This is a genomic window from Acidimicrobiia bacterium, from assembly GCA_040880805.1.
GTDB lineage: Bacteria > Actinomycetota > Acidimicrobiia > IMCC26256 > DASPTH01 > DASPTH01.
Genome location: JBBDHW010000052.1, coordinates 1 through 11,499, shown reverse-complemented (window position 1 = coordinate 11,499; position 11,499 = coordinate 1). Strand labels below are relative to the sequence as shown.

The following is an 11,499-nucleotide window of genomic DNA, read 5'->3' as shown; positions in this document are numbered from 1 at the left end:
CCCCCCCCCGGTCGCGAGGAACAGCGGTACGGCGGCGCCGACGACGAGTCCCCACATCGTCCACCCCGCACCCGAGGGCCCGCTCTCGAAGCGCAGGATCTCGGAGAGCCCCAAATCAGGTCGGAACGCGAAGCCGAGCGACGCCGCGTCGAAGTGCGAACCCGCGTACGCAAGGGGCCACGGAAGGAGGAGCACGACAGCAGCGAGCGCGGCGGCCGCCGCGATCCCGACGGCGCGAAACGCGCTCCCCCATCCGCGCGCGAAGGGTGCGGCAAGCACAAAGGCTGCCGCCGCGACGACGAACAGCGCGGGCGCAACCGGATAGCACGCGGCGGCCAGCGTCACCAGCAACGCGAGCCGCAGGAACCTGCCGCGCGGTTTCGGGTCCGGCACAAGCTCGCCCTGCGTCGCATCGGCGTCGAGACCGGCGAGGCGAACGATCCGGCCGAGCACGAACGGGAGCAGCACGTAGAACATCAGCGGACCGAATCGACCGGCGGCGATCGCGTTGCGCGCAACCGGGTTCACGCCGTACGCGACCCCGGCCGCGAGCGCGGGTCCCCGGCGGCCGCCCAGCCTCCGGGTGAACCGGTACGCGCCGACGGCGCCGAGTGGTAGTGCGGCAACGACGAGCAACGTGCGTGCGAGGCCGACCGCGCCGAAGAGCACCGTGCCGAGCGTTCCCATCAGCGCGAGCAATGGAGGCGCGGCCGATGCCGAGCCGAGACCCGTGTAGCGCCATGCGGATCCAAAGGCGTCGAAAAGATCGGCGTCTGACGGCCAGGGCACCAGCGTGCCGATCCCGGGCACGCCACCGCTGATGAACTTGCGCGAGCCCACGAGCACCACGCCCACGAATGCCAGGACCGCGAACGCGGCGGGGCCGCGTACGCGATCGGACACCGTGCCGACCGCAGAGCGACCGCGATCGCCGAACGAGCGCAGGCGCTCGTCGGTCTGCAGATGATGCGAGACGAACACGCCGAGCCTCGTCGCGCTGCCGATCTGGAGCTCACGCAGGTCGTGGTCGCGCACCTTCCGGAGCTTCTGCGCGCGCTTGCGCGACGCGCGTAGGCGGCGCAGGTGGAACAGGTTCGAGAACCATCCCGCAATTGCAGCGCGCGCGCGGCGCGGGTGGCCGGTGACCAGGTCGCCCAGCGCCTCGACGAAGCTCAAGACAACCCCGACCGGGACGAGCCAGAGCAGCGTGAGCAAGGAATACGAGGTGAGAAGGACGCGCACCCGGCTCCGCACGAGCGCGGTCTCGTCGGGACGGTCCACGCGCCGCCGATCGTCGGCCGCCTCGCGGTGCGACACGCGCGCGTCCGGAACCACGAGGACACGCGCACCCGCGAGCCGCGCGCGCCAACAGAGATCGAGGTCCTCGGCACCGGGGAAGGTGGCGGGATCGAAACCCCCGAGCTCGGCGAAGAGGTCGACGCGGACGAGCATCGTCGCGGTGGTCACGTAGAAGACGTCGCGTACGCCGTCGTGCTGTTCCTGGTCGAACTCACCGGGTTCTATGCCGGTGTACGGCGCACCGAAGCGGTCGATGGCGCGCCCGACCTCGAGGAGCACGCGGGGGTCGTCGGCGCTGACGAGCTTGGGGCCCACGATGCCGGCGTTCGACCGGTAGGCCTCCTCGACGAGCACCCGCACGGTCGGCGTGTCGGGCACGACGTCGTCGTGGCAGAGCATGAGGAACGTGGCGCCCTCGACGACGCGCAGCGCCTCGTTGGCCGCGGACGCGAAGCCTGCGCTCGCATCGAGACGTCGCACGAACGCGTGCGGCAGGTGCTCGGCGACCCGCGCGGTCGGGTCTTCGTCGGAACCGCAGTCGACGACGAGCACCGTGAGGTCGGGGTAGTCCTGTGCGGCCATGCCGGCGAGCGTGTCCTCGAACCACGCACCCGGATTGCAGGTGACGATCACCGCCACGACGGGCGGGTAGAGGGCGAGCGGCTCCGGCAGCTCCTCCTCCGGCAGCTCCTCCTCCGGCAGCTCCTCCTCCGCCGCGGCCACCTCCAAATCGATCGGCAAATCGATCGGCAAGTTGACCGGCAAATCGATCGGCTCGACTCGGGGCTCGGCCGGCGTGTCGGGGCCGTCCACCGTGCTCATCAGGGAGGTCAGAGTATCGCCACTGGTTTTGTGAAACTGGTCACGAAACTGAGGTGGAAGGGCCGCCGCTACCCTGCTGCCCATGATCGTGGTCCTGGCAGGCGGAGTCGGCTCGGCTCGCTTCCTCTCGGGCCTCCTCCAGGTCGTCGATCCCGGCGACGTCGTGATCGTCGGCAACACCGGCGACGACGACTGGTTCCACGGGCTCAGGGTCTGCCCCGACCTCGATTCGGTCACCTACACGCTCGCGGGTGCCAACAATCCCGAGACGGGATGGGGCCTGGCCGGCGAGACGTTCGCGACCCTGGGTGCACTCGAGCGCTACGGGGTGCCCACGTGGTTCAACATCGGCGACCGCGACTTCGCGACGCATCTGTACCGCACGGAGCGGCTCCGAGCGGGCGCATCGCTCTCCGAGGTCACCGCCGACATCGCGACGGCCTGGGGCCTCGCGTGTCGTCTGATCCCGATGACCGACGACGTGGTGGCCACCCGCATCACCGCGGCGATGCCCGACGGCAACGTGGAGTTCGCGCTCGAGGAGTGGTTCGTGCGCGAGCGCTCTGAGCCGCCCGTGGTCTCGGTGCGGTTCCACGGCGCCGACACCGCGCGGCCCGCGCCGGGAGTGCTCCACGCGCTGCGCACTGCCGACGCGATCGTGATCTGCCCGGCGAACCCGATCCTCTCCATCGCACCGATCCTTGCAGTGCCCGGTATCCGCGAAACGGTGGCCGCGCACGGGCGCGTCGTCGGCATCAGCAACCTGATCGCGGGTGTGGCAGTGCGGGGTCCGGCCGACCGGCTGCTCGCCGATCTCGGGATCGAAGCGTCGTGCGTTGGCGTCGCGCGCGCGTACCGCGACCTGTGTGCCGCGTTCGTGATCGACGACCAAGACGCGGCACGGGCGAGCGAAGTCGAAGCCCTCGGCGTGCGCGCGGTCGTGACGGACACCTTGATGAAGGATCCGGAAGTCGCAGCTTCGCTCGCACGCGAAACGCTCGCCGCAGTCGCTTGAACCTCGCTGTGCCCTCGTTCATCGAGGCCCGGCGGTCGATCCGCACGTTTCTGCCCGAACCGGTGCCGCCCGAAATACTCGACGCGCTCGTGCAGGCGGCGTGCCTGTCGCCCGCTCCGCACCACTCGCGTCCGTGGAGATGGGTGATCGTCGACACACCGGAGGCGCGGCAGCGTCTCGCCAGGGGAATGGGAGCGAGGTGGCGCCGCGACCTCGCGGGAGACGGTGTCGCTGCGACCCGGATCGACGAGCTGGTCGACGCGTCACACCGCAAGATCATCGACGCACCCGCGCTCGTGCTCGGCTGCCTCACCTGGGACGGGCTCGACCGCTACCCCGACGAGACCCGCCAGCGTGCCGAATGGGGCATGGCCCTGCTCTCGCTCGGCGCCGCAGTCGAGAACCTCATGCTCGCGACCGCCGACGCGGGCTACGCGTCGTGCTGGGTCGCGGCGCCGATCTTCTGCCCGGATGAGGCCCGCGACGCGCTCGCGCTCCCCGAGGCCTGGCTCCCCCACGCCATGATCCTCGTGGGACGCCCCGATCCGGCCTACGTGGGCCGCGAACGACCGCCGGTGCCGCTCGACGACCTCAGAACGCGCCGCTAGCTCTCTTGCTCGCGGAACCAGTCGAGGGTGAGCGCGAGGCCTTCCTCGAGCGAGGTCCACGGCTTCCAGCCGAGGTGGATCGCGGCGCGACCGGGATCGAGCGCGGAGCGCGCGAGCTCGCCGGGGCGTTCCGGCGCGAAGCGCGGCCCCGTGCGGAAGCCGGCGAAGTCGGCCATGAGCGCGTACAGGTCGAGCACGCTCGTCTCCGCGCCGGTACCGATGTTCATCAAGAGGCCACCCCCGCGCTCTGCGGCGCGGACGAACGCGTCGACCGCGTCGTCGACGTAGAGGTAGTCACGCGTCTGGCTGCCGTCGCCGTAGATCGTGGGCTGCTTCCCGGCGAGGAGCTGGCCCGCGAAGATCGCGACGACGCCGGCCTCTCCGTTCGGGTCTTGACGCGGGCCGTAGACGTTCGCGAGCGCGAGCTCGGTGTACTCGAGCCCGTGGACCTCACGATAGAAGTACAGGTAGTCACCCGCGGCCTTCTTCGACACGCCGTACGGCGAGATCGGCCGCTGCGGGTGCCCCTCACGCACGGGGATGCTCTCGGGAATGCCGTAGAGCGTGCCGCCCGAGCCCGCGAACACCACCTTGCGCGTGCCCGCGGCAAGCGCAGCTTCGCAGAGGTTCAGCGAGCCGAGGATGTTCACCTGCGCGTCGAACATCGGCCGTGCGACCGAGACGCGCACATCGAGCTGCGCGGCAAGATGGAAGATCACCTCGGGCCGGCGGCGCGCGACGAGATCGTGGAGCTGGGGCGCACACACGTCGAGCCGGTGGAAGCTGAACTTCCGGGCTCGTTGCGCGCGGGCGTCGGCAAGGTTGCCGAGTGATCCGGTCGACAGGTCGTCGATGGCATCGACGTCGCAGCCCTCGGCGAGCAGCCGATCGACGAGCCCGGAGCCGATGAACCCTGCACCACCAGTGACGAGAACGCGCACGCGCTCAGTCTTGCAGCGCCCAGAGCCGAGCGTGCGCGCCGCAGGTACCTCACCATGGTTCGCTCTCTGCCGGCCGGGGTACCCGACCGGCAGCCGTTCGCTCACGTGCGGCGCAGCGAGGCGTGGTCCGAGCGGCCCGGCAGCGAAGCTGCCGAGAGCGGGAATCAGGGCGCGAGCGTGGTCGTTGGTGGCTCGGTCGACACGGTGGGTGTGGTCGTGGTGGTGGTCGATTCGGAGCGGCACGGCGAGTTCTTGCTCACGACTGCGGCGGTTTGCTGGTCGGAGATGTTGGCGAACGCGTTGCACGCGTCGGGCGGGAACCCGAGCTCGGCCCCCTTGGGCAGGAAGCCGATCGCGATCGTCTCGCCGTCTTGCTGGCGGTAGTCGGACGGGTTGCCGGTCTTCTGCTTGCCGTCGACCGCCCAGACGATCTCGCCCTTCTTGCCCTTGTCCTGGCCGAAAGTACACGTGTCGCCGTTGCTCCAGCTCTTCTGGCTGGGATCGCCCTTCGGCGCCGCCCACGCGTCGATCGAGTCGGACGACACACCCCAGCCGCCGTAGTCGGCGTACTTCCCGAGCGTCGCGTTGTTGCCCTCTTCGGAGACGACGAAGGGGTGGGTGTGGACGAGCCCGTCACCGTGGGAGTGGATGCCCACGTTCTGCGTGCCGGCGGGAGAACCCACCGGGTTCTCGAACATGGGGACGGGTGTGAGCCACTGGCCGCAGATGTCGACCCCGAGGTAGGTGTGCCAGTGGTCCCCGGGCGTGCCCGCAGCCTGATCGGCGGCCCGCGGCGGGCCGTTGCCGGCTCCGTTGGACTCGCTCGAGCGGGAGAACGCGATCAGGCCGATCCCGACGATGACGACGGCGGCGATGGCGACGTTCCATCCGAGCGATCCGCCCCGTCTGCGCTTGGGCTTGCGGTAACGGGCACGCATCGCGGAGCGCCCATAGCGTCTGCGGGACTGCGGCATGGCGGATGCGAGGCTACCCGGTCAGACGCGGCGGGCCGGGTCGCGCGCCGAGCGCGCGTGCGACGATCGCGACGCCGGCTCGAACACACAGGAGCAGGGCGGCGGGCACGAGCAGGAGCCGCTGCACGCCCTGCCAGCGTTTCGCGGCGAACCGGTACGCCGAGCGGTGGTGGCGGACGATCATGCGGTACGGATGGCGGTCGGTGCTCGCGGCCTGGACGTGCATCACCGCACCCCCGGGCTCGTACGCCACGCGCCAGCCGAGCCGGCGCAGCCGCCAGCAGAGATCGACGTCTTCCATGTACATGAAGTAGTGCTCGTCCCAGCCACCCACCGACCGAAGCGCGGAACGCCGGAGCCAGATGGCCGCCCCGGAGAGCCACTCCACGTCGCGGGGCCGTGCCGGATCGACGTCGAGCTGGCGGTAGCGACGGGTGAAGCGGTTCGACGGGCGGATGGCACCGAGCAGTGCGTGGCCGACGGCATCCCACGGCGACGGCTCGGCGCGCGCCGAGGGGTACTGCGAGCCGTCGGCGTTCCGGATCACGGGCCCGACCGCGGCGAGGTCGGCCTCGGGCTCGAGGCGTGCGAGCATCGCCGCGGCGGTGCCCGGCGCGACGTCGACGTCGGAGTTCAGGATCGCGACGACCGGCGCGTGTGTCGCGTCGACCCCGCGGTTGATGCCTCCCGCATACCCGAGGTTGCTGCCCGACTCGATGACGCGCACCGCAGGGAACTCACGGAGGAGTGCGGCGACCGAGCCGTCGCGCGACCCGTTGTCGACGACGACGAGCTCCGGCTCGCCCGCGCTCGTGTCGGCGAGCACCGATCGGACACACGACACGAGCAGTGCCCCAGACTCGTAGTTCACGACGACCGCGGCCCAGCGCGGTGCAGGCTCGTCCATACGCTGAGGGCTACTCGACACGCTCGGCGCTAATCGACGAACCGGTACTTCACGAGGGTCCACAGCGCCACGAGCCCGTCGCGCCACGTGATCTTCTTCCCCTCGTGGAACTCGCGCCCCGCGTACGAGATCGGCACCTCGTAGATGCGGATCCCGCGCCGGAGCACCTTGGCGGTCACTTCGGGCTCGAACTCGAACCGCGACGCGCGCAGCGTGATACCGGCGAGCACGCGACGGTCGAAGAGCTTGTAGCACGTCTCCATGTCGGAGAGCGTGGTGTTGTAGAGCACGTTGGTGACGAGAGACAGGAACCGGTTGCCGACCCAGTGCAGGAACAGCATGTTGCGGCGCTCCCCGGTGAAGCGCGAGCCGTACACGACCTGCGCCTTCCCGCGCAGCACGGGAGCCAGGAGCTTGGGCCAGTCCTCCGGGTCGTACTCGAGGTCGGCGTCCTGCACGAGCACGAGGTCGCCGGTGACCTGCTCGAGTCCGGTGCGGATCGCGGCGCCCTTGCCGCGGTTCTGGTCGTGGTAGACGACGCGGACCGTGCTGTCGGCAAGCTGGCGGAGAACCTCGCGCGTGCCGTCGGTGCTGCCGTCGTCGACGAGCACGAACTCGCGCTCGAGGGGGATGTCGACGGCGCGCATCCGGCGCACGATCTCGGCGACGGTATTGCGTTCGTCGTACACGGGCACGATGACCGACAGCTTGTGGTATTCCGCTGGGTCAGACTGCGTCACCGATCCCCCGATACCACTCGCAGGTGCGGCTGAGACCTTCGCTGAGTCCGATGCGCGGATGCCAACCGAGGACCTGACCGGCCAGCGCGATGTCGGGGCACCGTTGACGAGGGTCGTCGCGGGGTAGCGGCTCGAACACCACCTCCGAACGCGAGCCGGTCACGTCGAGCACGGTGTGTGCGAGCTCGAGCACCGTGAGCTCGTGCGGGTTCCCGAGGTTCATCGGCCCGACGTGCGCGGAGTCGAGCAACGCGACGAGCCCCGCGATCAGGTCGTCGACATAACAGTACGAGCGGCTCTGCGACCCGTCGCCGTACACCGTGAGCGGACGACCGTCGATCGCCTGGGCAAGGAAGTTCGAGATCACACGGCCGTCCTCGGGCCGGAGGAACGGCCCGTAGGTGTTGAAGATGCGAGCGATCTTGGTGTCGATCCCGTACACCCGGTGATAGGCCATCGTGATCGCTTCCGCGTAGCGCTTCGCCTCGTCGTAGGCCGCCCGCGGCCCGACCGGGTTGACGTTTCCCCAGTAACCCTCACCCTGCGGGCTCACGTCGGGGTCGCCGTAGACCTCGCTGGTGGAGGCCAGGAGCACACGCGCGCCGTCGTGCTTGCGCGCCAGCTCGAGCGCGTGCTGCGTGCCGAGGGCACCGACCTCGAGCGTCGCGATCGGGCGACCGAGGTACACCGGCGGACTCGCGGGGCTCGCGAGGTGCAGCACCGCCGCCACCGGCCCCTCGATCGGGAGTCCGTGGACCACGTCGTGCTCGACGAGCTCGAACCCGGGCCGGCCGAGCAGATCCTCGACGTTCGCGACGAAGCCCGTCGAGAGATCGTCGACCGCGACGACCTCCCATCCCTGCGTGTGCAGCACACGACACAGGTGCGAGCCGAGGAATCCGGCGCCGCCGGTGACGACCGCGCGGGGCATCAGCGGCCGACGCCCTGGTACGCGAAACCGCGCCGCCGCATCGCCGACGGATCGAGCAGGTTCCGCGCGTCGACGACCGCGAACGGCGAACGCATGGAGCTCCGCACCCGCTCGAAGTCGAGCCAGCGGAACTCGTCCCATTCGGTGAGCAGCGCCAGCACCGACGCGCCGGCGGCCGCCTCGTACGCGTCGGCCGCGATCTCGAACCCATGGAGGCGCGCGGCGGCCGTCTCGCGAGCGGCGGGGTCGTACGCCTGGATGATGGCGCCCTCGGCCAGCAGCAGCTCGGCCAAGAAAATGGCCGGTGACTCGCGGAGGTCGTCGGTGTTCGCCTTGAACGCGAGGCCCCAGATCCCGATGGTGGCGCCGCGAAGCTCGCCTCCCGCGGCCGCGCGCAGCTTCTCCAGCACCACGGCGCGCTGCCTGACGTTCACATCGATCACGGCGCGCAACAAGCCAAAGTCGTAACCGGCGTCGTCGGCCGTGTGCAGGAGGGCCGCGGCGTCCTTTGGGAAGCAGGAACCGCCGAATCCGGGCCCCGGGTGGAGGACCTCGAAGCCGATCCGCGGGTCGTAGCCCATACCGAGGACGACCTCGCGTACGTCGGCGTTCACGACTTCGCACAGGTTGGCGATCGCGTTCACGAAGGAGATCTTCGTGGCGAGGAACGCGTTCGAGGCGTACTTGATCATCTCCGCGGATGCCGGATCGGTGACCAGTACGGGAGCCTGGATGTCGCGGTACAACTCCGACACGCGCACCGCGACCGCGGTGTCGTCACAGCCGACGACGACACGGTGCGGCGCCAGCGTGTCGCGCACCGCTTGCCCTTCGCGGAGGAACTCGGGGTTGGACGCGACCCCAACGTCGGTGACCGTGCCCGCTGACTTCAGGGCGCGAGCCACTGCGTCGGTGGAGCCGACCGGCATCGTCGACTTGTTCACCACGACGGTGCCCGGCCGCAACACCGGCGCGATCTCGCGGGCGACGCCCTCGACGACAGAGAGGTCGGCCGCGCCGTTCTCGGCCTGAGGAGTCTGCACGCAGATGAAGACGAACTCCGCGTCGCGCGCCGCCTCCTGCGCGCCGACGACGAAGCGCAGCCGTCCTGCGCGCAGCCCCTCGACGACGAGCGCGGGCAGCCCTTCCTCGAGGATCGGGACTTCGCCCTTCGCGAGGGCTCGGATACGCGCCTCGTCGACGTCGGCGCACACGACGTGATGTCCGAGGTGCGCGAAGCACGCGGCCGTGGGAATCCCCACGTACCCCGCACCGATCACCGCGATCTCACTCACGACCACTCCTTCACGTACTCGGCGAGGGCGTCGCGCCAGGGGCGCAATCCCCGGAGACCGGCGAGCCGGAGCGCGCGATTGTCGAGCGCGCTGAAGGCGGGACGCGGCGCGGGACGGTCGGGGATGACAGTGATCGGCTGCACGCGGTCGGCGTCGAGGCCACGGTTGCGCAGCGCGTCGGTGATGAGGTCGTGACGCGTGCATGCTTCGGAGCCGCTCGTGACGTGGAACAGTCCCTCGCGACGCTCCACCGCGAAGCGAGCGAGCAGCTCGGCCAGATCCGGCGCGTAGGTGGGGATGCTCACCTGGTCGGCGAGCACCCCCTCGAGCTCGCCGCGTTCGTACGCGCCGAACGCCCAGCTGATGAGATCGCTCCCACGCTTGCCGAATACCCACGACGTGCGGATGATCGCCCACGAGCGCGCGTGCGCCTCGAGCTCGCGCTCCCCCGCGAGCTTCGAGCGGCCGTACTCGGAGATCGGGCCTACGTCGTCCCATTCGTCGTACGGGCGCGCGCGCGACCCGTCGAAGACGTAGTCGGTGGAGATGTGCACGACGTGGGCGCCGGCGCGCGCGGCGGCGACTGCCAGGTGACGGACGCCAAGCGCGTTCACCGCGAGCGCGCGCTCCGGATCGCGCTCGCAGCCGTCGACGTTGGTCATCGCGGCTGTGTTCACCACGGCCTCGGGCGCGAACGTGCCGACGATCTGCTCCACCTGATCGCGGTCCGCGAGGTCGAGGACGTCGTGCGCCGCCGCGAGGACGTCGTGCGCGCCGAGGCACTCCACCACGCGGGCGCCGACCTGGCCCGCCGCACCCGTGACGAGGACGCGCACCGGCCTACCGGGCGGAGGCGGGTCGGGCGCTCCACGCCGTCTCCACCACCGGGGCGCGGTCGAGCAACGGCTCCCACCACGCGCGATTCGAGGCGTACCACTCGACCGTGGCGCGCATCCCTGCATCGAACTCGACCTCCGGCGCCCAGCCGAGCTCGCGGCGGAGCTTCGTGGCGTCGAGCAGGTACCGGCGGTCGTGGCCGGGACGATCGGGCACGATCGTCTTCAACGCCGCCGGCTTGCCGAGCGTGTCGAGCACGAGGTCGGCGACCTCGTCGATCGTGGCTTCACGGCTGCTCCCCACGTTGTAGGTCTCGCCGTCGCGGCCGCGCAGCACGATCTGTTCGACAGCGCGGCAGTGGTCGAGCACGTGGAGCCACTCGCGCTTGTGGTCGGTCGACGCGTAGAGGGGCAGCGGCTTGTCGTCGAGCGCGAGCGTGGTGAAGAACGGCACCACTTTTTCCGGAAACTGGTACGGCCCGTAGTTGTTCGAGCAGTTCGAGATCGTGACCGGCAGCCCGAAGGTCTCGTGGTAGGCGCGCACGACATGGTCGGCGCCCGCCTTCGATGCGTTGTACGGCGTGCGCGGCCGGTAGGGCGACTCCTCGGTGAACGCGCCGGGATCGTCGAGTGCGAGATCGCCGTAGACCTCGCACGTGGAAACATGATGGAAGCGCGCGACGCCGCGGTCGCGGGCGGCCTCGAGCAGCGTCTGCGTACCGAGCACGTTGGTACGGAAAAAACGCGCAGGGTCGAGCACCGCGAGGCTGTTGTGGGATTCCGCCGCGAAGTTGACGATCACGTCGACGGCTTCTCGTTCGAGCACCTCGGCGACCAGCTCGAGATCACCAATGTCGCCTGGGACAAAGGTGATGCGATCGTCGACGTCGACGAGGTTGTCGCGGTTGCCGGCGTAGGTGAGCAGGTCGAACGCGATCACGTGATCGCCGGGGTGCTCGAGTAGCCAATGGCGGACGAAATTCGAGCCGATGAACCCGGCGCCACCGGTGACGAGGACATGCACACGAGCAAGCTTACGGGCCAAGTGAGGAGCGGCGACGATAGCGAGCGGAGTCGCTCGCCAGCGAGCGAACGACCGCGAGCCGGGTACCCCGGCTCGCAGAGAGCGAG

General features: G+C 70.0%; 11 protein-coding genes. 2 read left to right on the top strand and 9 right to left on the bottom strand.

Annotated elements, in window-relative coordinates:
* On the bottom strand, positions 1–2,121 hold a 2,121-nt coding region (locus tag WD271_13590), incomplete at its 3' end, for a glycosyltransferase (GenBank protein ID MEX1008863.1).
* 82 nt (positions 2,122–2,203) lie between these two features.
* On the opposite strand from WD271_13590, the gene cofD reads away from it, so the two are divergent.
* Both cofD and WD271_13580 read left to right on the top strand, forming a co-directional pair.
* Entirely contained in the window at positions 2,204–3,136 is a 933-nt protein-coding gene (gene cofD, locus WD271_13585; protein MEX1008862.1) for a 2-phospho-L-lactate transferase, read from the top strand.
* Positions 3,133–3,744 (top strand): nitroreductase family protein, encoded by a 612-nt coding sequence (locus WD271_13580; protein MEX1008861.1) that lies wholly within the window; start codon positions 3,133–3,135, stop codon positions 3,742–3,744. The genes cofD and WD271_13580 overlap by 4 nt, the downstream gene beginning before the upstream one ends.
* Here WD271_13580 and WD271_13575 read toward each other — a convergent pair.
* From WD271_13575 to rfbB, 8 genes are all read right to left on the bottom strand, one after another.
* Positions 3,741–4,685 carry a GDP-mannose 4,6-dehydratase gene (locus WD271_13575; GenBank protein ID MEX1008860.1) on the bottom strand — a complete coding sequence of 315 codons (945 nt, stop codon included), beginning with the start codon at positions 4,683–4,685 and terminating at the stop codon, positions 3,741–3,743. The genes WD271_13580 and WD271_13575 overlap by 4 nt on opposite strands.
* A gap of 164 nt (positions 4,686–4,849) precedes the next feature.
* The gene (locus tag WD271_13570; protein ID MEX1008859.1) at positions 4,850–5,623 is read right to left on the bottom strand and encodes a hypothetical protein; all 774 of its coding nucleotides are present in this window, start codon (positions 5,621–5,623) and stop codon (positions 4,850–4,852) included.
* A gap of 49 nt (positions 5,624–5,672) precedes the next feature.
* Complete coding sequence (locus WD271_13565; GenBank protein MEX1008858.1) at positions 5,673–6,566, bottom strand: glycosyltransferase family 2 protein; 894 nt, start codon at positions 6,564–6,566, stop codon at positions 5,673–5,675.
* 29 nt (positions 6,567–6,595) lie between these two features.
* Entirely contained in the window at positions 6,596–7,306 is a 711-nt protein-coding gene (locus WD271_13560) for a glycosyltransferase family 2 protein (protein ID MEX1008857.1), read from the bottom strand.
* A complete protein-coding gene (locus WD271_13555; GenBank protein MEX1008856.1) occupies positions 7,293–8,237 on the bottom strand; it encodes a UDP-glucuronic acid decarboxylase family protein in 945 nt (314 codons plus the stop codon). Before WD271_13555 ends, WD271_13560 begins: the two co-directional genes overlap by 14 nt.
* Complete coding sequence (locus WD271_13550; protein MEX1008855.1) at positions 8,237–9,532, bottom strand: UDP-glucose/GDP-mannose dehydrogenase family protein; 1,296 nt, start codon at positions 9,530–9,532, stop codon at positions 8,237–8,239. The genes WD271_13555 and WD271_13550 overlap by 1 nt, the downstream gene beginning before the upstream one ends.
* Positions 9,529–10,368: a dTDP-4-dehydrorhamnose reductase gene (gene rfbD, locus WD271_13545; GenBank protein MEX1008854.1), complete on the bottom strand. Its 840-nt coding sequence runs from the start codon at positions 10,366–10,368 to the stop codon at positions 9,529–9,531. Before rfbD ends, WD271_13550 begins: the two co-directional genes overlap by 4 nt.
* Before the next feature lie 4 nt (positions 10,369–10,372).
* The gene (gene rfbB / locus WD271_13540; protein ID MEX1008853.1) at positions 10,373–11,392 is read right to left on the bottom strand and encodes a dTDP-glucose 4,6-dehydratase; all 1,020 of its coding nucleotides are present in this window, start codon (positions 11,390–11,392) and stop codon (positions 10,373–10,375) included.
* Between the last annotated feature and the right edge of the window lie 107 nt (positions 11,393–11,499).